The sequence below is a fragment of the Azospirillum endophyticum genome (assembly GCF_016595245.1).
Lineage (GTDB): Bacteria > Pseudomonadota > Alphaproteobacteria > Azospirillales > Azospirillaceae > Azospirillum > Azospirillum endophyticum.
Genome location: NZ_JAENHM010000002.1, coordinates 16462 through 41197, shown reverse-complemented (window position 1 = coordinate 41197; position 24736 = coordinate 16462). Strand labels below are relative to the sequence as shown.

Sequence of the window (24736 nt, the reverse complement as noted above, 5' to 3'; positions counted from 1 at the left end):
CAGGGCGGCGCCCGTCCGGTCCCGTGCCGTGAACGTCGAAGAGCGGAACGATGTCGTACATCCAGGGTGAAACGGGCGATTGGGAAGTCGTGATCGGGCTTGAGGTCCATGCCCAGGTGATTTCGAACGCGAAGCTGTTCTCCGGCTCCGCCACCGAATTCGGGGCCGCGCCGAACAGCCAGGTCAGCTTCGTCGACGCCGCGTTCCCCGGCGTGCTGCCCGTCATCAATGCATATTGCGTGGAACAGGCGGTGCGCACCGGTCTGGGGCTGAAGGCGCAGATCAACCTGCACTCGGTGTTCGACCGCAAGAACTACTTCTACGCCGACCTGCCGCAGGGCTACCAGATCAGCCAGTTCCTGCAGCCGATCGTCGGCAAGGGCGAGATCGTGCTGGACCTGCCGGACGGCACCAGCCGCACCGTCGGCGTGACGCGCCTGCACCTGGAGCAGGACGCCGGCAAGTCGCTGCACGACCAGCATCCGTCCAAGACCTATATCGACCTGAACCGGTCGGGCGTGGCGCTGATGGAGATCGTGTCGGAGCCGGACATGCGGACCTCGGAAGAGGCCGGCGCCTATGTGCGCAAGCTGCGCTCCATCCTGCGCTATCTCGGCACCTGCGACGGCAACATGGAGGAAGGCTCCATGCGCTGCGACGTCAACGTGTCGGTGCGCAAGCCGGGCGATCCCTTCGGCACCCGCTGCGAGATCAAGAACGTCAACTCGATCCGCTTCGTCATGCAGGCGATCGAGTACGAGGCGCGTCGCCAGATCGAGATCATCGAGGACGGCGGCAAGATCGACCAGGAGACCCGGCTGTGGGACACGACCAAGTTCGTGACCCGCTCGATGCGGTCGAAGGAAGAGGCGCACGATTACCGCTATTTCCCCGACCCCGACCTGCTGCCGCTGGAACTCGACCCGGACTGGGTCGAGGACATCAAGAAGACGCTGCCCGAACTGCCGGACGACAAGAAGACCCGCTTCATCGAGGATTACAAGCTGTCGGTCTATGACGCCGGCGTGCTGGTCTCGGAGAAGTCGAAGGCCGATTATTTCGAGGCGGTGGCCAAGGGCCGCGATCCGAAGCTGGCCTCCAACTGGGTCACCGGCGAGCTGTTCGGCTATCTGAACAAGGCCGGCAAGGAGATCGAGGAAAGCCCGGTGTCGGCCGAAAATCTCGGCGGCCTGATCGACCTGATCGCCGACAACACCATTTCCGGCCGCATCGCCAAGGAAGTCTTCGAGACGATGTTCGAGACCGGCGAGAAGGCCGCCGACATCGTCGAGAAGAAGGGGCTGCGCCAGGTCACCGACACCAGCGCCATCGAAGGTTCGATCGACGCCGTGCTGGCCGCCAACCCCGACAAGGTGGCGGAGTTCCGCAGCGGCAAGGACAAGCTGTTCGGCTTCTTCGTCGGCCAGGTGATGAAGGCGACCCAGGGCAAGGCCAACCCGGCCATGGTCAACGAAATCCTGATGAAGAAACTGAAAGGCTAAGCGTCCTTTCCCTGTTGGCGGAGTGAAAATCCCACTCTGTCCGAAAGAAAGCCTCTCCGTCCGGTGGAGGGGCTTTTTTCTTGGGTGCCTCCCGTCGTTAGGGTGAGACCGCAGTTGAATTCTCCCGGTTTCCACCGTCACAGTGCTGGAAACGGGGGAGGAACCATGGCGGCGGAGCCGGTGATGGTGGCGCTGGCGGCTGTTTCCGTCGGCGGTCTGCTCGGGGTGCTGCTGGGCCGCTATGCCGGGCGCCGGGCGATCCGTCGCCCGCCGCCACTTTCCCTCGCCGACCCCGGCATCGCCTCTCCGGCGCACGCCATGCACGAGCCGGAGATCGGCGCAAGGCTGGAGATGGCGCTGGAGGCGACCGGCGCCGCGGTGTGGGATGCCGATCTGCTGGCCGGCACCTGCTGGTGGTCGGATACCTTCCCGCGCATGCTTGGCCATCGCACCCGGCCGGCGATGCCCGCCGATTTCTGGGAATGCCGGCTGCATCCCGACGACCGCGACCGGGTGCTGGCCCACATCGCCTCGCATCTGGCGGGGGAGACCTCCGCCTATGCCTACAGCTACCGCCTGCGCCATGAAGGCGGCGGCTGGGTGTGGATCGCCGCCAAGGGCCGCGCCATCCGCGACGAGACCGGCCGTGCCGTGCGCTATGCCGGCATCATGACCGACATCACCGAGGCCCGCCGGCAGGAGGAGCGGCTGCGGGCCAGCGAGGAACGGCTGCTGAAGATCATGGAGGCGGCGCCCATCGCGGTGAACGTCACCACCCGCGACGGCCGCTGGCTGTTCTGCAACGCCCAGTCCGCGCGGCTGCTGGGCCGCGACAGGGCAGAGCTGATGCGCACCCCGGTGAGCGAGCTGTATGCCGACTCCGCCGACCGCGAGGCGCTGATCGCCCGATTCGACGATGAAGGGGCGTTCCGCAATGCCGAGATCCGCTTCCGCCGGCCCGACGGCAGCGTCGTCTGGGTCCTGTCCTCGTGGAACAGCATCGAACTGGACGGCGAATCGGCGCTGTTGACCTGGCTCTACGACATCACCGACCGCAAGGCCGCCGAATCGGCGATGATCGAGGCCCGGGAAGAGGCCGAGCAGGCCTTGGCCGATCTGCGGGAGGCGCAGGAAAGCCTGATCCAGGCCGAGACCATGGCCTCGCTCGGCCAACTGGTGGCGGGGGTGGCGCATGAGATCAACACGCCCATCGGCATCGGCCTGACGGCCGCCAGCCATATCGGCGAACAGGCGCAGATCCTGCGCGACCGCTTCACCGGAAACGCGCTGCGGCGGTCGGAATTCCTGGAGTTCCTCGAGGGCTTGAGCGAGAGCAGCCGCCTGTTGATGGCCAACATCGACCGCGCCGCATCCCTGGTGCAGAGCTTCAAGCAGGTGGCGGTCGACCAGTCCTCCGGCGACCGCCGGGTGTTCGAGCTGGGAAGCTATATCGGCGAATTGCTGTTCTCGCTGCGTCCGCGGCTGAAGCGCACCAGCTTGACGGTGGTGGTGGAATGCGATGACGAGCTGACGATGGACAGCTTTCCCGGCGCGCTGGGGCAGGTGCTGACCAATCTGGTGATCAACGCCGTCGTCCACGCCTATGGCGACGGCGACCGCCAGTCCGATCGCATGGCCGAGAAGCCGGCCGGCACGATCAGGATCGCCGCGCAGCCCGACGGAGCGGAGCGGGTCCGGATCGATTTCATCGACGACGGTGTCGGCATCGCGCCGGAACATCTGTCGAAGGTGTTCGACCCCTTCTTCACCACCAAGCGCGGGCAGGGCGGCTCCGGACTCGGGCTGCACATCGTGTTCAACACCGTCACCGGTCCGCTGGGCGGCACGGTATCCGTCCAATCCTGGCCGGGGCAGGGCACCCGCTTCACCCTCCTGCTGCCCCGCGAGGCACCGGCGCTGCAGCCGGCCGCGGCGGCGGAGCCGGCCTTGGGCTGACACCGTCGCGCGTCGAGCGACGGATCAGGCGCAACGGGTCAGGCGATGTGCAGGTCGTGGAGTTGCAGATGCTTGGGCCGGCGGCCGCGGCGCTTGGGGGCGGCGAAGTCGGCGAGCGCACCGTTTTCCCCGCGCAGCTCGGCATTGAGTTCCTGCAGGCAGCGCTGCAGCAGTTCCTTCTCGCGCTGGTCCTCGCGGTCGGTGATCTCCAGACAGCTCAGCTTGATTTCGACGAGATCGATCAGGGTTTCGGCGCAACGGCGTGACAGGGTCATGGCATCCTCCACGGCGACGGGGGCGACGTCACTGTCCGGCGGGTCGAGCTTTCGGCATCGAACCCTGCGCGACCGAGTTGTGCGTCACCCGGGCTTTTTATTGCTCATGGTGGCATCATAAGCGCCTTCCGTTAAAAAGTGACTAAAATTTTATATAGATTTGTCCTTCCCCATCAATTTTCGGGAAAAGCGGGTTTGTGTGTCCGTAAGCGTTGACAAGGCTACGGCCGGCCGTTAGAACCGCTCCCACGCCAGCGGTGCCCTAAGGGAAGCCGCACTGGCTGGAGGGGTGGCCGAGTGGCTGAAGGCAACGGTTTGCTAAACCGTCATAGGGTTTAAAGCCCTATCGTGGGTTCGAATCCCATCCCCTCCGCCATCATGCATGATATATGTCAAGGCGTTGAAAGAGCTCGGCTTTTTGCCGGGCTTTTTTGTTATTCTCCACGCGTTTCCCACACATATCTTCGTTAGGCCGTTCTAAACGTCATACGGAGTGTGCGGTGAGCAAGGATGTTCCTATTGGACAGCGGTTTAGCTGCGTTTATTCAGAGCGCCTAACAAAACCTAGCAAGGAGCGGAGCCCCCGCCTATATGCCCGGGCATGGCGGAACCTCTTGTAAGTGACGCTTTGTGGGCGATGGCTGCCTGTGCGGTTAGCCCGCCGGAAGAGCAGGTGTCAGCCGCTCAATGGCTGAACAGGTTTAACGGGCGTCATCTTTGTGCTGGAGAGCGGCATTCCTTAGGGGTTGCTGCCCCAGCCCTGGAGATGGGGTACGGCTCGGGCATGACGTACTGGCGCCGGCTGCGCGATTGGCATAAGGCCGTCGTGTGGCAGACGATCCATCGGGCCCTGCCGGAGCGTTTGGGGTAGCCACTGCCATCGACTAGCGCCGGACGGCGCTGGACAGCGCCAGCGTTCCGGCGAAAGGGGCGCGGACAATGGCCAGAACCCGACGGACCGGGGAACGCCGGAGGCCAAGCGCCATGTCGTCATCGACTCCAACGGCATTCCGTTGGCCATGACCATTTAAGCGGCGAACGTCCACGACAGTCAAAAGCTCGAGACCGCCGTCGATGGAATTCCGTCTGCCCGTCAATGCGCTGGACGATCGCGACGCAGGGAGGTTTATAATCATTTCCGGTCTGCGAAATCGATGTCCTTCAAGGCGCGTGCGGGCACCCCGCCATAAACTTTCCCTCCTTCGTATTCACCTGGCAATAGAACGGAACCAGCCGCAATTACTGCATCGTCTCCGATCGTGCAGGGACCAAGGATGGTGGCATTGGTGCCGACCCAAACCCCTTTACCGATACGAATATCCCGACCTGATGAAGGATACTTGAACCGGCCTACGCGTCGTTCCTGAATTTGGTGCGTTCCTGTGATGAGACAGACATTGTTCCCGAAGAAAGAATGATCGTTGATGTAAATTTCGCCAGAACTTAGGTTAAAATGCGCGTTGTTTACCGCGACCATGTTTCCAAGATGGACGCGAGATGGATCGCCCCAATAGCTTGGCGTCCTCATGAGTTCATCAGCGATGTATGGCGCCAACAGTTTAGCGGCGTAGGTTAGTTGATCCTTATCCAAGGCCCATTCTTCTCCAGTTTAGTCAGTCAAGCTTGCAACGTTTGGCGTGCATTTGGGCTAGTGCGGGCAGATGACATAGAACAGCATTCGGTGTGATTTTTAGAAAATACTCGAGCGCCAAGTTCGGATAAATGAGCTTGCTCGCTCAAAGTATGGTCTGCATAGGATTGGGTTTATGTTTGTAGTAGTTGTATAATTTTAAAAAATCTGCTTTCTATACGTTAAATGGATGTTCCGCTGGATCGGTAATTTCGACGACATCAACACTTATTTCAGCTTCTTGAGGAATGCATATCATATTGATTGCGGCGCGACTTGGAAAGACATTTAGTTTATTTCCATAATAATTATTTTCATGAAAATAGACGCAATTGTGCCAATAACATCTATAGCCCATACTCTTGACCTTATAAAACATGCGTGCGCCATCAGAGCCACCATTGTCTTCAAGGTAGAGTATTGGTCTAAACATCTGAATTGTCCTCTGCGCTCCTTCTAGCAGTTCTGTTTCCATGCCTTCAATGTCTGCCTTCAAAAAATGGCAATTTTTAAGATTAAGGCCATCAATAGTAGTAATTCTTATTTGTTCTCCATCCTCATGATCGCCTAGAGAGACCGATCCAAAGTTATTCTCATGGCTATAGTTAATGCACTTTATTCGTGTTTCTTTGGATGATGCGCCAAGTCCTAGGTTAACAGCTTCAACGTTTATGCATCTATTGAGCGTAATGTTTGTGCAGAGAATATTAAAAATAGCTTTTTGAGGCTCGAATGAAAAAACTTTTCCAGTGCTTCCAACCAATTTTGACATGAGCACAGTGTGTGCGCCGATGTTTGCTCCGGCATCGATGGCAGTGAATCCGCTCATGACGACGGAAGAAATTATCCTTGTTTCTGGAAAACAGTACTCGCCGTAAAGATCTAAAGACCTGCCAACGTAAGTATCATGTGGCATGAATGCCATAATCCCATATCGGCACTGCTTTATCTTTAAATGATTTGATTCAAAAATTGGTTTGCTTTTATCTTGTTCTGACATTACTTCCTCTTTGGCCAGGAGCACTGGCATCAGCTTGATGGTATCGGCGACCCGAAGCTAAACCTTCATACAATCCATATCAACCATCGGCATGGATGAGGATTGATGCCGTAATGGAATGAGTCCGGATAAATAGGAGCTGTTGAACCGCGCAACGGTCGGCGTTCAAGGTACGGATGGCGTTGCTGTCGAAGGCTTTGTCGGTCAGAGAAGGGGAGACCTCAATGCCGTAGATCTCTCGCAGGTGCCCAGTGATCTCCCGTGTCGACATGCCTCGCGCGTACATTGAGATGGCTTATCGGGAAAGCGATTCACTGGATCATTTTCTGATCCTCCTCGCTGTCATCGAAGCCGGGGAAACGACGCAGGTACTTGGCGATCAGTGCCGGGGCCAATGTTCCTGTCCCCCTCAATAGAGCCGTCCAGCGGATGCTCAGGGCGACAGAGTGGTTGCACCAGAATCCGCGATCATCTGCGCTGGGCCATTCATGGCGGCGAGCGATGACCGGATTTGAAGGGCCGCCCTCCCGCCGCCTACCCTGCCAGGGCCGAGCGTCGCCGCGATGCCCTGTTCGGCATCCTCCCTGCCCATCCGGCTGGCCGCGAGCATCTCGGCAATCATGTGACGCCGTCTTCGGCCGGTTGATGGCATCGGCTCTTGAGATCGTGGATCTCATCAACCAGCGAGTCCGGAGGCGGCCGGCACCCACATGCCTGGGAATGGGCCAAGTGCCATTCGACCCGCTGCTGTCGGGTCGCCTTCACGGGCATGGGATGGGCTTTGTGCCAGTTCCTGTTCATCGGCCCCCCCAAAGAACCTGATTATGCTCTTTGGCCGGGAGGCCCACCAGCGGCTCCGGGGGACTGGTCATCATGCCGCAGGTCAGAACCTTCCGCTGACGCCCTTTCGGAACATGAAGTAAACACGCAAGGAAGGTTCTTGCGTCCTACGCGCCCCCCGTCTGCTGAAGGCGCTGGAGACGCGATGTTCTCTATTCGGAGCCCGGGTTTTCCTGGAAGTATCCGGACGGTTCGATCAACCCCGTCTCCCGCGCCTCCGCCTCCGGCGCGGGCTCCCATACCGCCCTTGCCCAGGCTGAAGTGCCTTCGGCCCAGCCGCGAAGCTGGCACATGAAGTTTTCAATGTCGTCTGCGGCCGTATTCATCATGGATTAAATTTAGTGATGGCGCATTAAAGTCGGAACTTGGCTGTTCCGCCAAGTCGTTAGATTTTTTGGATAGCTGTGTCTATGCGGAATCGCCAGATATCAGGCTCACGGTAATCTTTCACAATCTTTCATGTGCTTGCTGTTCTCTCCGGAACATTAGGAGATTATCCATAGCCTTCGAGCCGACTGGACCGGCAATCCCGCGGGATACGGTGAAGCCGTCATTGGCACTGGGAGCCGGTCGGGAGAACCGGCCCTGCAATACCGACCGGCCTTGCGACCGCAGCAACCTCGCGAAGGGCCGGGTCGATGGCTGGTTGGATCGTCCGGCGGAGTTCAAGGCGGGGTGAGATTGTCTCTTGCCCAGAAAGCCGCAAGGGAGCGGACGGATGCTACGAAATCCTCAAAGCTTGTCTGCTTCACCACATAGGCGCTGCCACCGGCTTCATAACACGCTTCCACGTCTCCCTCGTCTCGCGAAGAGGTCAGCACCACGACAGGAATTTTCCTGGTTGCCGGCTCCGCCTTGATTCGCTTGAGCACCTCGACCCCATCGATCTTGGGGAGCTTCAGATCAAGGAGGATCACGGCAGGGAGCACCCGGCCGGGACCATGAGTGAAGAGATACGAAAGCGCTTCCTCGCCGTCATTGACGACCACGATGTCATTGTCCAAGCCGACTTGGGCAAAAGCCTCCAGAACCAACTCCAGATCCCGCCTGTTGTCTTCAACGATCAGGATCGGCTTCAGGTCAGCGGGCGAAGCTGGGGATTTCGGATCGTCCGGAGGTACATCGACACTTTTCTCGCTCCAGCGTCTCCGCATTTCCCTACGCATGGCGATAAGACCGGCCAGATGCGCCTGCACAATCTCGGACTTGCCGGATTCTTGCAGGGCCGAAAGGGTTGCCGATTGCAGGGAAAACAGATCCTTGTCCGAAAACTGCCGCAGGTCGTCGGAAACGCTTTTTATGTCTTTGGAATCGGGTATGGAGAGTGCAGCAACTGGTTCAGCTGTCGCCGGCGCACTTGATGATTCCGTCAATCTTACCCTTGCCTTGCTGGCGAACAACTCCCAGTCTTCCATAAGAGCTTTCCCAATATTTGCGCGGATGGATCATAGTCGAGCGATATTCCCGAGGACAAGGTGCTTGCCGACAGGCCGGGATTGGCAGGTGCAAGATGGCGGCAGCTGCCTTACCCAATACGTAGATGGCGCCCATGGGGGGACAAGCCCCCGGATCGGATCGCATAAAATCGGAATTGATTTGGAGCGTAGATCCGATCGACAAATGAAGGTCTATAGCGTCGCTCGTTTCACATTGAACGCACGACGCTATAGTCGGAGGGTAAGAACGGGTGACTGAGTTGGGATGCTGCGCTCAGTCCTTATCCTCGCATGTCGACGCCCGAATACTCCGGTCCATTTCTATCCGGCTGCCCCGCCCCCCATGGTCCGGTCCATCCTCGCCTGCCGGCTTTTGTGATGCACGCAACAGCGGACGGCGGTGGTCGATCGGTATGGTCTCCTGAACCTGCCGGCCATGCGGGCTCCGAGAGCCTCGATACGCTGCCGACGCGGCAGGTCGGCAAGAATGCCGGTGGGCAGGGCCGACGGCTCGCCCCCATGATGTCCAAGGAGATGAACGATGACGAGCATCCATGACCGCACCCTGTCGCAGAGCATCTTGGATATGGCCGATGCCGCCGAGCGTCTGGTGATCGCCGACGGCTATGCGGAGGTCACCCAGTTCCTCCGCCCCCTGATGCGCGATGTTCCCGATGGGCGCATCGCGGTGGGGGCGATGGACGGATGGACCGCGCTCGTGTTCGAACCGGCGGCGTGAGCCGTGTACCCTGGGGTCTCCGCAGCGTCCAGGTGACCGCCGGTTGGCTCGACCGTCGATTTGACCGGTCGCGCCTCGTCGGATAGGCTTCATCAGGCGTCGTCGAGGTTCAATCCATGGCCGATCTGATGGAAGCCCTCTGGGATATCCTGCTTGGAAACCGCCTGCTTCGGTGGTTCTTCATCGGACTTCTCGTCGGCTTGGTCCTGATCGGCTACATGGTCGCATCCGGCTCCGATATGGATGCCGCGGATGCCCTGATGGGGATCGTCGCCAGCGGAGTTCTCGTGCTCGCACTGCGCCTCGCCCTGTGGTTCTTCAACCACTGAGACTGTCCAGGGGTGCGGGACCGTGACTGCCGGGGCGCCGACACCGCATCCTCCGGGCCTCAGCCCTCCTGAAGCAGTTCGACTTCCACGAACAGGATTTCCGAACTGCCGCTGTTGATGACGTTGTGGCTGACACCGGCCTTGCGGAAGTAGGACCGCCCGGGCTCCAGCGGGAACTGCCGCTCCGATCCATCCGGATCCATGATGGTGAAGACACCCGTCGTGATCGGCACGATCACATAATCATAGCCATGGACATGAGCGCCGGTCTCGGCGCCGGGGATCAGGCGCCATTCGGTCACCCGGGTCCGTTCATTCTCGACATGCGTCACCGAAACGGCCTGTGGGCGCCCGCTCATCGCTTTCCTCTTCGTCGATCGAACCGATGCGGCGAGCGTAGCATGCGGGCTTTCCGGAAGCCGATATGAAAAACCGGGCGAGCCTTGCCTGATGCCCGAACCCTCCGACCCCCGCGCCGCTCCGGCCGCGATCTATTCCCGAGCCCGTACGGTCCAAGGATGGCTCACAGGGAAAACGCAAAATCAAGGTGAGTGAGCACATATTTCGAAAATTATAGGCTTATGATCCTATCGATCGTCTGGATCGAGGGGCAAGGCAATGGGCGTCGGGAAAGCCGGGGAATTCTCCACCAAGCGCATCACTGCCGGTCAGCGGGACACGGCCGCGTCCGCCCCATAAGGACGGCCGTCGCTTCCCCGATCCCCCACCGCCGGATTTTTTGTGCTCGAAGGAGGCATCCATGGCCGTCGCCATCCCGCTCATCACCGCCCTGACGCCGCTGGTGGCGGATTTGCTCGACAGGATCCCCGATCCGGACGCCAAGGCGAAGGCCGCGGCGTCGGCGAATGCGCAGCTGGTCGCCCTGCTCCAGTCCGGCGATGCCGCGCAGCTTCAGGTGAATGTCGCGGAGGCCGGCAACCCGTCGCTGTTCGTCTCCGGATGGCGGCCGGCGGTCGGCTGGGTCTGCGTGCTGGGCCTGCTGGTCCAGACCGTCGGCTATCCGCTGCTGGGATGGGGCCTGTCGATCTGGTCTCCCGGCACGCCGATGCCGAGCATCGACACCGACACGCTGATGAGCCTGCTGGTGCCGATGCTCGGCCTCGGCGCCTACCGGACCTTCGAGAAGGTGAAGGGGGTGGCGCGGTAGGGTCCCGCCCGCTGTCCGCCGGGTCCTCCGCCCGTCACGCCACCCGCCCGTCACGCCACCCTTTTCTCGCGGAAGGCTTCGATGGTGCGCATGACGCCGCGCAGTTCGGCCAGCCCCTTCAGGCGCCCGACGAAGGAATAGCCGGGGTTCATCGTCTGGCCGATGTCGTCGCCCAGCAGATGGCCATGGTCGGGGCGCATCGGGATCTGGGCGTCGGCACGGCCTGCCTGACGGCGGCGGGCCTCCTCGTCGATCATCGCCGCGGCCACGCCGATCAGGTCGGTGTCGCCGCCGAGATGGTCGGCCTCATAGAAGGAGCCGTCCGGCTCGTGGGTGGTGTTGCGCAGGTGGACGAAGTGGATGCGCGGGGCGAACTCCTTCGCCATCGCCACCAGATCGTTCTTCGGGTTGGATCCGAAGGACCCCGTGCACAGGGTCAGCCCGCAGGCCTCCTGCGGCACGGCGTCGAACATCGCCCGCACGTCGGCGGCGGTGGACATCACCCGCGGCAGGCCGAAGATGGGGAAGGACGGGTCGTCGGGGTGGATGCACAGCCGCACCCCTTCCTCCTCGGCGACCGGCGTGATCTCGCGCAGGAATTCGATCAGGTTGGCGCGCAGATCCTCGACGCCGATCTCCTGGTACAGCTCCAGCATGCCGCGGAAGCTGTCGCGGTCATAGGCGAAGTCGCGGGCCGGCAGCCAGTCGATCAGGTTGCGTTCCAGCTCCGCCACCTGCTCCACCGTCATCGCCTCGAACCGTGCCTTGGCGGCGGCGACATGGGCGGGGTCGTAGCTGGCCTCCGCATTGCGGCGCTTCAGCACGAACAGGTCGTAGGCGGCGAAGTCGACGCTGTCGTAGCGCAGGGCATAGCCGCCGTTCGGCAGCCGGTGCATCAGGTTGGTCCGGCTCCAGTCGGTGATGACCATGAAGTTGTAGCAGATCACCGGGATGCCGGCCCGCGCCACATTGCGGATCGACTGCTTGTAGTTGTCGATCTTGCTGCGGAAGTCGCCGGTGCGGGTCTTGATCTCCTCGCCGACGCCGATGCTCTCGACCACCGACCAGGTCAGGCCGGCGGCCTCGACCATGGCGCGGCGCTTCTGGATTTCCTCGGGCGTCCAGACGCTGCCCTGGTTCATGTGATGGAGTGCGGTGACGATGCCGGTGGCTCCGGCCTGACGGGCCTTCTCCAGGGTGACGGGATCGTCCGGGCCGAACCAGCGCCAGGTTTCCTGCATGATATGGTCCTTTCAAAATCGGGTGCGGAGGCGGAAACCGCCGGTGGTCAGGGGATGGCGAGGAAGGCGGCCAGCGTCTTGGCGACGCCGGCGCGCATCAGGCTGTCGAGATGGCGGACGACCGCGGTCCGGAAGGCGTCCTCGGCCACCAGTTCGGGAGCGAAGATGTCCTCGACGGCGAACAGCGCCGCCGCCAGGGCGCCGGCATCGCCCTGATGGGCGCGGGCGATGCCGGTCAGCGCCGCCGCCAGCGGATCGGCGACGGTGTAGGCGGCGCCGGTCTCGTCCTTTTCCAGCAGGAAGCGCATCCAGGCGGCGACGGCCAGCGGGATCACCCGCGGTGCCTTGCCGGCGGCGAACAGCTCGCGCGCCGGTTCCAACAGTCGCGGCGGCAGCTTCTGCGAGCCGTCCGACGAGATCTGGAGGGTGCGGTGGCGGATGCCGGGGTTGCGGAAGCGCGCCTCCAGCGCCGCGGTATAGGCGGGGATGTCGGTCCCCGGCACCGGCGGCAGGGTGGGGATCAGGTCCTCCGCCCACAGGCGGCGCATGACGGCCGGCAGCTGCGGGTCGGCCATGGCGTCGGCGATGGTGCCGATGCCGGCGACCACCGACAGATAGGCCAGCAGCGAATGGGCGCCGTTCAGGCAGCGCAGCTTCATCAGCTCGAACGGGTGGACGTCGTCGACCAGGATGGCACCGGCCTTTTCCCAGGCCGGGCGGCCGAGCGGGAAGCGGTCCTCGATCACCCACTGCTTGAAGGGCTCGCTCACCACCGGCCAAGCGTCATGACAGCCGGTCGCCTCCTCCACCGTGGCGCGGTCGGCGTCCTGGGTGGCGGGAGTGATGCGGTCGACCATGGTGCAGGGGAAGCCGACCTGTCCGGCGATGTAGTCGGCGAGGTCCGGATCGCGGAGTTCGGCATAGCGCACGACGATGCCGCGCACCTTGATGCCGTTCTGGGCGAGGTTGTCGCAGACCAGCACGGTGAAGGGCGCCACCCCGGCGGCGCGGCGGCGGCGGATCGCCTCCGCCAGCAGGCCGGGCACGCTGCGCGGCGCCGTGGGATCGGCGAGGTCGGCGCGGATCAGCGGATGCGCCTCGTCCAGCGCGCCGGTGGCGGCGTCCTGGCAATAGCCCTTCTCGGTCACCGTCAGGGTGACGATGCGGATCTCCGGCTTCGCCATCAGCGCCAGCACGTCGTCCAGCTGGTCGGCGGTGGCCATGGCGTCGAGGAAGGATCCCATGACGCGCAGCCGGTCGCGGTTCTCCTCGCGCACCAGCAGGGTGTAGAGACAATCCTGCGGCTTCAATGCGTCGCGGATCGCCGGGGACAGCGGATCGACGCCGACGATGCCCCAGCTCTTGTCGCCGTCCGCCAGGACGTCGTCGGTGTAGCTGGCGAGATGGGCGCGGCAGAAGGCGCCGAGGCCGATATGGACGATGCCCGGCGTCACCGTGGCGCGGTCGTAGGCGGGGCGCTCGATCCCGGATGGAAGGCGGTCGAGGGTCGCGGTGGAAAGGCGGGTTCGGGAGGGACGGGCCGCCAGCAGGGCGGGGTTCGCGTCGGGCATGATGGGCTCCGGTTCGCGGCGGTCGCTGCGGTCACCCCTTTTTCCGCTGTCGCGGCATGTCGCGGGGGGCCGGTGCACCGTCATTCTGTCAGGCTTGGAGGGGGTCGGAAGGGCTCCGGGGCAGGGCGCCCCGGAGCCGTGGAGCGGATGTGTCAGACCTCGATCCCGGCCGGGGTCATGCCCGACCCGGTCTTCGGCAGGATGAAGTGCATGATCGCCAGACCGACGAGGTAGAGGACCGACGCGATGCCGAACAGCACCTGATAGTTGCCGTTGGTCGCATCCAGCAGGCGGCCGACGCCCATCGAGACGAACATGCCGACGAAGTAGGCGCAGAAGCCGCCGATGCCGACCACCGAGCCCACCGCGTTGCGCGGCATGGTGTCGGACACGATGGTGTAGACGTTGGCCGAATAGCCCTGGTGGGCGGAGGCGGCGATGCCGATCAGCAGCACGGCGACCCACATGTTGGACACGGTGGAGGCGAAGAATACCGGCAGCACGCACAGGCCGCAGACCAGGAAGGTCAGCTTGCGGGCGCGCAGCGGCTTCACCCCGCGCTTGATCAGGTGGGAGGAGAACCAGCCGCCGCCGACGCTGCCGAAATCGGCCATGGTGTAGATGATGATCAGCGGCAGCATCGCCCCGAACAGGTTCACGCCATACTGCTTGTTCAGGAAGCCCGGGACCCAGTTCAGGTAGAACCACCAGACCGGCGCGGAGAAGCAGGTGCCGACGATGTTCGCCCAGGTGCCGCGATAGCTCAGCAGCTTGATCCAGGGGATGTTCTCCTGCGGCAGCACCGGGTCGCTGCGGATATAGGCCAGCTCCTCGGCCGTCAGCTTCGGATGCTCTTCCGGCTTGCGGTAGATCAGCAGCCAGGCGATGACCCAGAAGAAGCCGATGCCGCCGGTGACCAGGAAGGCGGCCTGCCAGCCATAGGCGACCAGCAGGATCGGCACCAGGATCGGCGCCACGACGGCGCCGACGTTGGATCCGGCGTTGAAGACGCCGGTGGCGAGCGCACGTTCCTTGGCCGGGAACCACTCCGACACCGCCTTGATCGAGGCCGGGAAATTGCCGCCCTCGGTCAGGCCGAGGCCGGCGCGCGCCACCTTGAAGCCGAGGACGCTGCCCATCAGGGCATGGATGCAGGCGAAGAAGCTCCAGCCGGCGACGGCGGCCGGCAGGCCGATGCGGATGCCGATCTTGTCCATCAGCCGGCCGCAGCCGATGTAGCCGAAGGCGTAGGCCAGCGAGAAGGCGGCGACGATGTCGCCGAAGTCCGACTCGGTCCAGCCCATGTCGCCCATCAGCGTGGACTTCAGCAGGCCCAGGACCTGACGGTCCATGTAGTTGATGGTGGTCGAGAAGAAGAGAAGGCCGCAAATGGTCCAGCGGTAGCGGCCAATGGTCTTGCTCACCGTGACCGCCGCCTTGCCCACCGTGGTGCCGATACCGCCGGCCTTGTGGGCCGGTTCCGCCGACTGGCCGGGGGCGGCGTCGGCAATGATCTGTTCGCTCATGATTGGCGTCTCCAGCCAGGACGCGCGCCGCCTGCCGCAAGATCTCCGCGCGCCGGGTTCGATCCCGCGAAGTCTTGGGCGCACCGAAGGGCAGGCACGGAAACCGGGGGTCCGGAATCCCGCGCCCGATCGGGCGGTGGTCGCGCGTTTAAGCACTGTTTCCTGGAGCAGTCCGGCCATCGTCGGGAGCGGTGCCGCTTCGGTACCGTTCGTGGCGTCGCATACTACCATTCCAGTTGCTGGTATGGTAGTAGCCCGCCCGCCCGGCGGTCAACCGCGGCATCTGCGGCATTTCGTCAGGCCATGCCCGGACGGGCGGCGGTGCGGGCTTGCGGTCCTGGTCCGGGACATGACCGATCGTTCGGACGAAGCGGCGATGTCCCGTGCCGGGCCGGGTTAGCGGGGCGGTGCAATGGGTCACTGCCTGCCTGCCTGCGCCGGAAAATACAGTCGCAGGCTGTATGATTTGACCACCCCGCCGAATGGATCGGCGCCGGCGCCACCGGGAGGGCGTGAGAATGGGGCAGGATCAGGGTCATGGGCAGGGGCATGGTGTGTCCGGCCGGCGGATCACGGGTGGCGCGCATCGCGATCTCCTGTTCGGCGGGGCGGGCGACGACACCATCATCGGCGCCAGCGGCAACGACTACATGGAGGGCGATGGCGGCAGCGACCGCTTCGTTCTCAAGCCCGGCGACGGTTGGGACTGCATCGGCGACTTCCAGGGCGGCGCGGGCGGCGACCTGCTGGATTTGCGGGGCTGGAGCGGGTTCGCCAGTTTGGCGGATGTGCTGGCGCAATCCCATCAGGATCGCGACGGGCTGGTGCTGGATTTCGGACCGCGCGACGGTGTCAAGCTGATGGGGCTGTCGCGCGACGACCTGACGGCCGGCAACCTGCTGCTGAAACCCGGACATCGGAAGGCCGCCGCCGTCTTCGCGGGGGCGGACGGCGACCATGGCGGCGAAATCTGGGGGACGGACGGACGCAGCGCCGTCCTTCTGCGGGACATCGCCGCGGGCAGGGCCTCGTCAGACCCGCGGGACTTGGTCGAGCTGGGCCGGCGGGTTTATTTCAGCGCCGATGACGGCGTTCACGGCCGCGAAGTGTGGATGACCGACGGAACGACGGGCGGGACGCGCATGCTGGCCGACATCCGGCCGGGTGCGGCGGGCTCGGCGCCGACGGAGCTGAGCGTGGCGGACGGCAGGCTGTTCTTCCAGGCGGACGACGGCCAGCATGGAACGGAGCTGTGGGTCAGCGACGGCACCGCCGCCGGGACGCATATGGTGAAGGACATCGGCGACAAGCCGGCCGGCTCCTTTCCGCACGAGCTGACCGCGGTGGGGGACGAGCTGTTCTTCTCCGCCACCGACAGCGAGCATGGAATTGCGCTGTGGCGGTCGGACGGAACGGCGGCCGGGACGGTGCTGGTGAAGGACTTCTTTCCCGGAGGCTTCGACCCGCCGGTCCCGGTGCCGATTTTCCCCGGTCACCTCACGGCCGCCGGGGACGATGGGGACCGGCTGTACCTGACGGCCTGGGACGGCACCGGCTCCTACAGCCAATTGTGGATCACCGATAGGACCGGGGCGGGGGCCGTCAAGCTGCTCGACGGTCTCGGCGAGGATCCGAGGAGCGGACACACGGCATCCCTGGTCGTGGCGGGAGAGACGCTGTTCTTCAACCGGGGCAAGGATCTGTGGAAGAGTGACGGCACCCCGCAGGGCACGGTCCTGGTCAAGGATCTTCCATCCACAAGCTCGACCGTTCCCAATCGGTTCATTGCCGTCGGCGATGGCGTCGCCTTCGTTGCCCGCACCGAGCAGACCGGCAACGAACTGTGGATCTCTGACGGGACGGAGCAGGGAACGCACCTGGTGAAGGACATCGCGCCCGGCAGTGCCGACGCGAACATCGCGGACGTCACCGTCGTGGATGGCACGCTGTTCTTCACCGCCGACGACGGCGTGCATGGCGACAGCCTGTGGAGGAGCGACGGCACCGCGGCCGGCACGCGGATGGTCACCGCCCACAACGTGAGCTGGACGCAGCCCACCGGCCTGGGCGCGGTCGGCGACAGCCTGTATTTCAGCGCGACCGATTCCACGACGGCCGGCGCCTTGTTCCGCCTGGATGTGGACAGCGGCGCGGTGAGGGAGCTTACCGGCACGCAATCTTTCGGCCTGTCCGCCGGCGGCTTGCAGATCGTCGGGCTCTGAGCGAGCCCCGGCGTGTGGACATCACAACAGCGGCAGGTCGCTGCCGCCATGCACGATGTCGACGGTACCGGAAATCAGGTTCTCGCCATAGAGCGCCTCCAGGTCGACGCCACTGGCCGGGCGCACCGGGCGGATGGCGCCGATCCAGCCGGCGATGGCCTGTTCCTGGCGGCGGCGGATCGCTTCGGCCTCCTCCACCGTCACCGCCCGGAAGGACAGGGCGTCGCCGGGGCGCAGGCGGCCGGCGCGGGCCAAGTCGGCGGAGATCACCGTGGCGATCTTGGCATAGCCGCCGGCCGTCTGGTGGTCGTTCAGCAGCAGGATCGGCTGCCCGTTGCCCGGCACCTGGATGGAGCCGGTGACCAGCCCGTCCGACGGGATGTCGGCCGATCCGCGATGCTCCAGTGCCGGCCCCTCCAGCCGCAGCCCCATTCGGTCGGCTTGGCTGCCGACCCGGAAGGCGGCGGACAGGAAGGTTGCGAGCGCGGCTTCGGTGAAGCGGTCCTCCTGCGGTCCGGGCACGACGCGCAGCGGTCCGGCGCCATAGTCCGGCGGCTGCGGCAGCTCGACGTCCGGCCCGTCGGGCGCGCCGTCGCGGGCCAGCGGCAAGCGGTCGCCCTGGGCCAGCGGCCGGCCGCCCAGCGGGCCGATGCCGGCCCGCACATAGCTGGACAGGCTGCCCATCACCGGCGCCAGATCGAAGCCGCCGGCCACCGCCAGACAGGCGACGGACGCCCCATCCACCGCACCCAGCCGGAGGATGTCGCCCCGCTGCAGGGTATGGCTGCGGTGGGGGGCCAGCGGTTGCGGGGCTTCTCCCGCGCGCTCCAGCGTCATGGTGATTGGGCCGACGGCGGCGATGCGGACGGAGGGCGCGTCCACCCGCAGGGCAGGGCCGAGCAGGGCGATCTCCAGCCCGGCCATCCCCTGCGGATTGCCGACCAGCGCATTGGCCAGCCGCAACGCCAGCGGGTCGAGGGCGCCAGCCACCGGCATGCCCAACTCCTGGAAGCCGAAGCGGCCCAAATCCTGGATCGTCGCGAACAGGCCCAGCCGGACCACTGTGAGGGCGGGGGTCATCCTACGTCCCTCAGGCTGTCGGGATCGAGGTAGCCGGCATCGGCGGACTCGGTGATCATGTCGAAGAGGTCGCGGTCGATCGCGTCGAAGCGTACCCGGTCGCCGGCCGCCAGCAGCACCGGATCGCGCCGGGCGCCGTCATAGAGCGGCACCGGGCAGCGGCCGATCAGATGCCAGCCGCCAGGGCTCTCCCAGGGATAGACGGTGGTCAGCCGTCCGGCGACGGCGACGGATCCCGCCGGCACCCGCACCCGCGGCTCGGTCCGGCGCGGCCGGTCCAGCTCCGCCGGCAGGTCGCCCATATAGCCGAAGCCCGGCATGAAGCCGAGCATATAGACGAAATACTCGGCCGATCCATGCAACTCCACCACCCGTTCCGCGGTCAGGCCCAGCGCGTCGGCCAGTTCCGCCAGATCGGGGCCGAGGTCGGGGTCGTAGCAGACCGGCAGGCGCCACCGCCGCCCCTCCGCCGGGGCTTCGCCGCCGCCGGCCAGTGCGGCTTCGACCGCTGCCTGCATCTCCCGGCGGCCGGTGGCGACCGGGTCGTAGACCACCAGCAGCGAGCGGAAGGTCGGCACCGTCTCCACCAGTCCCGGCGGCGGGGCGGCCTTCAGCCGGGCGTGCAGGGCCATGACGCGGGCGTTGGCCGCCCGGTCGATGGCCTCGCCGAACTCGACGTTGAAGGCGGTGTCGCCGGAGCTGGTGAAACGGACCTCCACATTCTGCTCCTTATCCGATCATCCCTATCCAATCATCATGGACGGCAGCCAGGACACCATGCCGGGGAACACCCACAGCAGGGCCACCATCACCACCATCAACAGGAAGAAGGGCAGGCTGGCCTTGCCGATGGTGAAGATGTCCTTGCCGGTCATCGATTGCAGCACGAACAGGTTGAAGCCGACCGGCGGGGTGATCTGCGCCATCTCCACCACGATGATGATGTAGATCCCGAACCACAGCAGGTCGATCCCCGCCCGCTGCACCATCGGCAGGATGACCGAGGTGGTCAGCACCACCATCGAGATGCCGTCGAGGAAGCAGCCCATCACGACGAAGAAGGCGGTCAGCGCCACCAGCAGCGCCGCCGGCGACAGCTGCATGGTGGTGATCCATTCCGCCAGCAGGCGCGGGATGCCGGTATAGCCCATCGCCACCGTCAGGAAGGCGGCACCGGCCAGGATGAAGCCGATCATGCAGGAGGTGTGGGCGGCACCGAACAGGCTGTCGCGGAAGGTCGTCCAGTTCAGCGTGCCGGTCACCAGCGCCAGCACCAGCGAGCCCAGCACGCCGATGCCGGCAGCCTCCGTCGGGGTGGCGATGCCGACATAGATCGAGCCCAGCACCGCGGCGATCAGCAGCATCACCGGGATCAGCGCGCCGGTGTCGCGGATCTTCTCCCCGAAGCTCTGCGACGGCTCGGGCGGCGGCACCCGGCCGGGGTTCAGCAGTGACCAGCCGCCGACATAGAGCATGAACAGGCCGGTCAGCACGACGCCGGGGATGACGCCGGCGATGAACAGCCGGGCGATCGACACGTCGGCGGCGACGCCGTAGACGATCATGATGATCGAGGGCGGGATCAGCAGCCCCAGCGTGCCGGCACCGGCCAGCGAGCCCAGCGTCATCATCGGGTCGTAGCCGCGGCGGTTCAGCTCCGGGATGGTCATGCGGCCGATGGTGGCGGCGGTGGCGGCGGACGAGCCGGAGACCGCGGCGAAGATCGAGCAGCCGATGATGTTCACATGCATCAGCCGGCCGGGCAGCCAGCCGGTCCAGGGCGCCAAGCCCTTGAACATGTCGGACGAGATGCGGGTGCGGAACAGGATCTCGCCCATCCAGATGAACAGCGGCAAGGCGGTCAGCGTCCAGGAGGTGCTGGCGCCCCAGATGTTGGTCGCCATCACCATGCCGACCGGCCGCGCGGTGAACAATGCCATGGCGACGAAGCCGACGCCGGCCAGCGCCAGCGCCACCCAGACGCCGGCCCCCAGCATCAGGAACATCGTCACCACGACGACGATGGAAGCGGTCGTCTCGTCCATCGCTCAGCCCTCGCTCTGCATGCCGGCATGCTGGTAGGAGGCGTCGCGCCCCTGCAGCACGGCCAGCAGGTCGTCGACCAAGGCGACGACCAGCACCACCAGACCCACCGCCATCAGCGCCTGCGGCATCCACAGCGGCACCGGCAGCACGCCCTGGCTGAGATCGCCGAAATCATAGGAATCATAGGTCATGCGCAGCCAGTACCAGGCGAAATAGGCGCTGAGCGCGGTGGCGAAGCCCAGGCACAGCAGTTCCATGGCGCGGCGGGCGGCGCCGTTCAGCCGTTCCACCAGCACGCCGACGCGGATATGGGCGCCGCGGCGCAGCGCCGGCCCCAGCATCAGGAAGAAGGACGCCGCCATGCAGTAGCCGGCAAGCTCGTCGGCTCCCGGCACCATGACGTTGAGCAGCCGGGAAACCACCTGAGTCACGATCAGGACGGCGATGGCGGCAAGAAGGACCGCGCCCAGGATCTCGGCGGCGCGGTAGAGGATGGACAGTGCGGTGCGCATGGCGCAACCACCTCCTGCGGTCGGTCTTGGCGGAAGGGGCGTGAACGGGCGTCCGGCCGCCCGTCCTGCCGTTGCCTGGCAAGGGGCGGTGCCGGCCGGACGCCGTCGGACCGGTTACTTGCCGAAGGCGGAGATGATCGCCTCGCCGTCGGCGCCGGCCGCCTTGGTCCATTCGGCGGTCATCGTCTTGCCGATGGCGGACAGGCCTTCCTTCAGCTTGTCGGACGGCGGCAGCACCTTCATGCCGTTGTCGGTCATGGTCTTGTTCAGGTCGGCGGTCTTCTTCTCCCACTCGGCCCAGCCGGTGGCTTCGGCCTTGGCCGCGGCGTCCTGGATCGCCTTCTGGGTGCCGGCGTCCAGCCCCTTCCACACCTCGGCATTGACGAACACCATGTTGCGCGGCAGCCAGGCCTGGACGTCGTAATAGACCTTCACGAAGTCCCAGGCCTTGGTGTCGACGCCGGTGGCGGCCGAGGTGATCATCGCGGTGACGATGCCGGTGCCGAAGGCCTGCGCCACCTCGGCCGCCTCGATCTTCACCGGGATGGCGCCGGTCAGCTCGGCGATGCGGGTGGTCGCCGGGTTGTAGGCGCGGAACTTCTGGCCCTTCAGCCCCTCGACCGATTGGATCTCGTCCTTCACGTAGAGGCCCTGCGGCGGCCACGGGATCGAGTAGAGGAGCTTCAGGCGCTGGCGCTCCAGCTTCTTCTCCAGATAGGGCTTGGAGACCTCGTACAGCTTGTGCGCCGACTTGAAGTCGGTGGCGAGGAAGGGCACGGAATCCAGGCCGTAGAGCGGATCCTCGTTGGCCCAGGAGCTGATCAGCACCTCGCCCAGCTGGGCCTGTCCGGACTGGACCGCGCGCTTGATCTCCGGATGGCGGATCAGCGAGCCGTTGGAATGGACGGTGATCTGGATCTTGCCGGCGGTGGCCGCCTTCACCTCGTCGGCGAACTGCTTCACCACGATGGTGTGCAGGTTCGTGTCCGGGTAGGGGGTCGGCATGTCCCAGGTCTCGGCTGCGGCCGTCAGCGGCCCGGCGGCGACGCCCAGGCCCAGCAGGCCGGCGACGACCGGACCGGCCATCCGGCCAGTGACCGAACCGGTCATCCGGCCAATGAGTCGGGAATGCAGCTTGTGAGCGGTCATGATGTTCGGAAGCCCCCTGTTGTTGCCCGATGCGGCATCCGCCGGCCTTCTGGCCGGTCGGTGGAGAGCGAAAAGCCGCTCCCCTGATCCCGCCCCTATCCGGACTCCAAAGGTTCACCGTTCCGAACCGTCCGTCAAACCCCCTGTGAGGGTTGCCGGGAAAAAAGTCAGCGCTGCCCGCTGCTTATCGCCAGATGCCTATCAGCGGGGCGCATCCGCCGGTCAGTAGATCAGCTCGTTCTCGCCGCTGCCCTCGGCCAGCACCAGCTCGCCGCGGGCGGCCAGATCCTTCGCCAGCTGGACCATGTACATCTGCGCCTCGTCGACGTCGCGGACGCGCACCGGACCCATGGCCGCCATGTCCTCGCGCAGGATCTTGGCGGCACGCTCGGACATGTTGGAGAAGAACAGGTCCTTCAGCGACTCCGAGGCGCCCTTCAGCGCGGTGCCCAGCTTCTGCTTGTCCACCGTGCGCAGCATCGTCTGTACGCCCGAAGGGTCGAGCTTCGACAGATCCTCGAAGGTGAACATCAGCGACTTGATGCGCTCGGCGCTGTCGCGGTTGCGCTCCTCCAGCGCCGCCATGAAGCGGTGCTCGGTGGTGCGGTCCAGCCCGTTGAAGATCTCCGCCAGCATCTCGTGGCTGTCGCGCCGGCTGGTGCGGGCGAGGTTGGTCATGAACTCGGTGCGCAGCGTGCGCTCGACGTCGTCCAGAACCTCCTTCTGCACCGCCTCCATGCGCAGCATGCGCATGATGACCTCCATCGCGAAGCTTTCCGGCAGCTGCGCGAGCACGCGGCCGGCATGGTCGGAGCGGATCTTGGACAGCACCACCGCGACCGTCTGCGGATACTCGTTCTTCAGATAGTTGGACAGCACCGACTCGTTGACGTTGGTCAGCTTGTCCCACATCGTCCGGCCGGCCGGACCACGGATGTCCTCCATGATCTGGTCGACCTTGTCCTTGGGCAGGGTCTTCAGCAGGAGGCGCTCGGTCGAATCGAAGGAGCCGACCACGGTGCCGCTCGACGACATCTGCTCGGCGAACTCGACGAACAGGCGCTCGATCAGGTTGGCCGACACGGTACCCAGGTTCGCCATCACCTGGGACAGCTCCTTGATCTCCTCGTCGTCCATCATGGCGAACAGCTTGGACGAATGCTCCTCGCCGAGCGCCAGCATCATGATGGCGGCCTTTTCCGGGCCGGTGAGGGTCCGGTAGTCCTCACGAACCTTCTGAGCCATTGCTACCCTTCATGATGCGCTGAATCCGATGATGCGCGATCATTGCGGCAAACATCGTTAACAAACGATAAGGAAGACCCTGGGGGCGCACGAAAGCGGAGGTGGCGGAACCGAATGCGGGCAGGGGCGGTTGGAGGTCGCATCCCCCCTTCTTGCGCGAAAGGTGGCGTCCATGCCCGCCCGTGCCGCCCTTTTGCTGCCCTGCCTGATGGCCTTCCTGCCGGCCTCCGCCCTGGCGGAACGGGCGGTGACGGTCGAAGGCTCCGACTGCCGGGTGTGGGACCAGTATCCCGACCGGCGCAAGAGCATCCGCTGGTCCGGCGCCTGCCCGAACGGCTGGGCGAGCGGTCCCGGCGTGCTGCGCTGGTTCCACGACGGCCGCTATGACGGGCAGGCGGAAGGCAGGATGGTCGACGGCCGGATGGAAGGACAGGGGCGCGTCGCCTGGCGCGACGGACGCCGTCTCGACGGGACCTTCCGCGGCGGGCTGGTGTCGGGGCATGCGACCCATGTCTGGTCCGACGGACGGGTCTATCGGGGCGAATGGAAGGACGACCGCCGGACCGGGCTCGGTACGCTCACTTTCCCAAACGGCAACAAGTATGTCGGCCGCTTCGAGCGCAACCGGCCGACGGGGGAGGGCGAGTTCGTCACCGCCGATGGCCGCCGCCATCGGGCGCGGGTCGACGCCCGCGGCATCGTCGGTGCCGGCGCTCCGCTGCATCGCCCGCCCCAATCGGCCGCGATGCCGCCGGACGCGGACCCCGGCCCGGATCATCCGCCGAACAGGACCCAGAAGCTTGAGGAATGGCTGAACCAGTCCGACCAGTTCCTTCGCGATCGGGCTCGGTAGCGGGCTACGCCCATCGTCTTGCGCGGCCAAGCTTCAGGGAACGGAGGAACTTTCCCTCCTTCGCGCGGAGGCGCTACGGCATGCACAGATCTCGCTTCTGCAAACGAGATGCGACTTTCTCTAGCGAATAGCCCTTCTCCCCTCGCGGGAGAAGGGTTGGGATGAGGGGGCGGTCGACCGAAGGTCGGTGGAAATCAAACTTGCGCCCCCTCACCCCAACCCCTCTCCCGCGAGGGGAGAAGGGATACGTGCAACGTTAAGATGCTTTTTCTGCCGCAAGCGCGAGATCTGTGCATCCCGTAGCGCGGAGGCGGGGAACCAGGATTTCCAACCCAAGTGCTTGTGAAGACTGGATTCCCGCCTTCGCGGGAATGACGGCCGAGAGAAGCGAATGATGCGATCCAATACGACGTGGT

21 protein-coding genes, 1 tRNA gene and 3 pseudogenes are annotated in these 24736 nt (G+C 64.8%); 10 read left to right on the top strand and 15 right to left on the bottom strand.

Annotation, left to right across the window (positions count from 1 at the left end):
• The first annotated feature begins 50 nt into the window (after positions 1 to 50).
• A complete protein-coding gene (gatB, locus tag JHL17_RS00595; protein ID WP_200190114.1) occupies positions 51 to 1502 on the top strand; it encodes an Asp-tRNA(Asn)/Glu-tRNA(Gln) amidotransferase subunit GatB in 1452 nt (483 codons plus the stop codon).
• A gap of 165 nt (positions 1503 to 1667) precedes the next feature.
• The gene (locus JHL17_RS00590; protein WP_200190113.1) at positions 1668 to 3458 is read left to right on the top strand and encodes a PAS domain-containing sensor histidine kinase; all 1791 of its coding nucleotides are present in this window, start codon (positions 1668 to 1670) and stop codon (positions 3456 to 3458) included.
• Between the two features lie 38 nt (positions 3459 to 3496).
• Here JHL17_RS00590 and JHL17_RS00585 read toward each other — a convergent pair whose 3' ends face one another.
• Positions 3497 to 3733: a hypothetical protein gene (locus JHL17_RS00585; protein ID WP_200190112.1), complete on the bottom strand. Its 237-nt coding sequence runs from the start codon at positions 3731 to 3733 to the stop codon at positions 3497 to 3499.
• A 283-nt stretch (positions 3734 to 4016) separates the two neighbouring features.
• On the opposite strand from JHL17_RS00585, the gene JHL17_RS00580 reads away from it, so the two are divergent.
• Both JHL17_RS00580 and JHL17_RS37930 read left to right on the top strand, forming a co-directional pair.
• Positions 4017 to 4109, top strand: a tRNA-Ser gene (locus JHL17_RS00580).
• Between the two features lie 384 nt (positions 4110 to 4493).
• A pseudogene (locus JHL17_RS37930) lies at positions 4494 to 4869 on the top strand (transposase); the annotation flags it as partial.
• Here JHL17_RS37930 and JHL17_RS37545 read toward each other — a convergent pair.
• The 3 genes and pseudogenes from JHL17_RS37545 to JHL17_RS37925 form a co-directional block, all read right to left on the bottom strand.
• Positions 4866 to 5210, bottom strand: a complete 345-nt coding sequence (locus tag JHL17_RS37545; RefSeq protein ID WP_425599570.1) for an acyltransferase — start codon at positions 5208 to 5210, stop codon at positions 4866 to 4868. The pseudogene JHL17_RS37930 and the gene JHL17_RS37545 sit on opposite strands and share 4 nt — an antisense overlap.
• A 328-nt stretch (positions 5211 to 5538) precedes the next feature.
• Positions 5539 to 6393, bottom strand: a complete 855-nt coding sequence (locus JHL17_RS00570) for an FkbM family methyltransferase (RefSeq protein ID WP_200190111.1) — start codon at positions 6391 to 6393, stop codon at positions 5539 to 5541.
• 115 nt (positions 6394 to 6508) lie between these two features.
• Positions 6509 to 6592: pseudogene (locus tag JHL17_RS37925) on the bottom strand (IS5/IS1182 family transposase); the annotation flags it as partial.
• A 208-nt stretch (positions 6593 to 6800) separates the two neighbouring features.
• On the opposite strand from JHL17_RS37925, the pseudogene JHL17_RS36865 reads away from it, so the two are divergent.
• A pseudogene (locus JHL17_RS36865) lies at positions 6801 to 6967 on the top strand (IS66 family transposase); the annotation flags it as partial.
• A gap of 901 nt (positions 6968 to 7868) precedes the next feature.
• On the opposite strand, the gene JHL17_RS00555 reads toward JHL17_RS36865, so the two are convergent.
• Complete coding sequence (locus JHL17_RS00555) at positions 7869 to 8618, bottom strand: response regulator (protein ID WP_247893224.1); 750 nt, start codon at positions 8616 to 8618, stop codon at positions 7869 to 7871.
• 562 nt (positions 8619 to 9180) lie between these two features.
• On the opposite strand from JHL17_RS00555, the gene JHL17_RS00550 reads away from it, so the two are divergent.
• Positions 9181 to 9378, top strand: a complete 198-nt coding sequence (locus JHL17_RS00550; protein WP_200190110.1) for a hypothetical protein — start codon at positions 9181 to 9183, stop codon at positions 9376 to 9378.
• A gap of 116 nt (positions 9379 to 9494) precedes the next feature.
• Positions 9495 to 9707, top strand: a complete 213-nt coding sequence (locus JHL17_RS00545) for a hypothetical protein (protein ID WP_200190109.1) — start codon at positions 9495 to 9497, stop codon at positions 9705 to 9707.
• Positions 9708 to 9766: 59 nt separating this feature from the next.
• Here JHL17_RS00545 and JHL17_RS00540 read toward each other — a convergent pair whose 3' ends face one another.
• The gene (locus JHL17_RS00540) at positions 9767 to 10066 is read right to left on the bottom strand and encodes a cupin domain-containing protein (RefSeq protein ID WP_200190108.1); all 300 of its coding nucleotides are present in this window, start codon (positions 10064 to 10066) and stop codon (positions 9767 to 9769) included.
• Between the two features lie 401 nt (positions 10067 to 10467).
• Here JHL17_RS00540 and JHL17_RS00535 point away from each other — a divergent pair, with 401 nt between their 5' ends.
• Complete coding sequence (locus tag JHL17_RS00535) at positions 10468 to 10875, top strand: 3TM-type holin (protein ID WP_200190107.1); 408 nt, start codon at positions 10468 to 10470, stop codon at positions 10873 to 10875.
• 50 nt (positions 10876 to 10925) lie between these two features.
• Here the strand turns inward: JHL17_RS00535 and uxuA are convergent, their stop codons facing one another.
• From uxuA to JHL17_RS00520, 3 genes are all read right to left on the bottom strand, one after another.
• Positions 10926 to 12116, bottom strand: a complete 1191-nt coding sequence (uxuA, locus tag JHL17_RS00530; protein WP_200190106.1) for a mannonate dehydratase — start codon at positions 12114 to 12116, stop codon at positions 10926 to 10928.
• Positions 12117 to 12163: 47 nt separating this feature from the next.
• Positions 12164 to 13687, bottom strand: a complete 1524-nt coding sequence (locus tag JHL17_RS00525; protein WP_200190105.1) for a mannitol dehydrogenase family protein — start codon at positions 13685 to 13687, stop codon at positions 12164 to 12166.
• 152 nt (positions 13688 to 13839) lie between these two features.
• Positions 13840 to 15213, bottom strand: coding sequence for an MFS transporter (locus JHL17_RS00520; RefSeq protein WP_200190104.1), 1374 nt, complete (start codon positions 15211 to 15213; stop codon positions 13840 to 13842).
• Positions 15214 to 15731: 518 nt separating this feature from the next.
• Between JHL17_RS00520 and JHL17_RS00515 the strand changes: the two genes are divergently transcribed.
• Positions 15732 to 17435: an ELWxxDGT repeat protein gene (locus JHL17_RS00515; protein WP_200190103.1), complete on the top strand. Its 1704-nt coding sequence runs from the start codon at positions 15732 to 15734 to the stop codon at positions 17433 to 17435.
• A gap of 21 nt (positions 17436 to 17456) precedes the next feature.
• On the opposite strand, the gene JHL17_RS00510 is transcribed toward JHL17_RS00515, so the two are convergent.
• From JHL17_RS00510 to fliG, 6 genes are all read right to left on the bottom strand, one after another.
• Positions 17457 to 18515 (bottom strand): 5-oxoprolinase subunit C family protein, encoded by a 1059-nt coding sequence (locus JHL17_RS00510; RefSeq protein WP_200190102.1) that lies wholly within the window; start codon positions 18513 to 18515, stop codon positions 17457 to 17459.
• Entirely contained in the window at positions 18512 to 19234 is a 723-nt protein-coding gene (gene pxpB, locus JHL17_RS00505) for a 5-oxoprolinase subunit PxpB (protein WP_200190101.1), read from the bottom strand. Before pxpB ends, JHL17_RS00510 begins: the two co-directional genes overlap by 4 nt.
• A 24-nt stretch (positions 19235 to 19258) precedes the next feature.
• The gene (locus tag JHL17_RS00500; protein ID WP_200190100.1) at positions 19259 to 20560 is read right to left on the bottom strand and encodes a TRAP transporter large permease; all 1302 of its coding nucleotides are present in this window, start codon (positions 20558 to 20560) and stop codon (positions 19259 to 19261) included.
• 3 nt (positions 20561 to 20563) lie between these two features.
• Positions 20564 to 21073 (bottom strand): TRAP transporter small permease, encoded by a 510-nt coding sequence (locus JHL17_RS00495; protein ID WP_200190099.1) that lies wholly within the window; start codon positions 21071 to 21073, stop codon positions 20564 to 20566.
• Positions 21074 to 21187: 114 nt separating this feature from the next.
• Entirely contained in the window at positions 21188 to 22222 is a 1035-nt protein-coding gene (locus JHL17_RS00490; protein ID WP_247893223.1) for a TRAP transporter substrate-binding protein, read from the bottom strand.
• Between the two features lie 222 nt (positions 22223 to 22444).
• Positions 22445 to 23467: a flagellar motor switch protein FliG gene (gene fliG / locus JHL17_RS00485; protein ID WP_200190098.1), complete on the bottom strand. Its 1023-nt coding sequence runs from the start codon at positions 23465 to 23467 to the stop codon at positions 22445 to 22447.
• A 172-nt stretch (positions 23468 to 23639) separates the two neighbouring features.
• On the opposite strand from fliG, the gene JHL17_RS00480 reads away from it, so the two are divergent.
• Complete coding sequence (locus JHL17_RS00480) at positions 23640 to 24320, top strand: hypothetical protein (RefSeq protein ID WP_200190097.1); 681 nt, start codon at positions 23640 to 23642, stop codon at positions 24318 to 24320.
• Positions 24321 to 24736 lie beyond the last annotated feature (416 nt).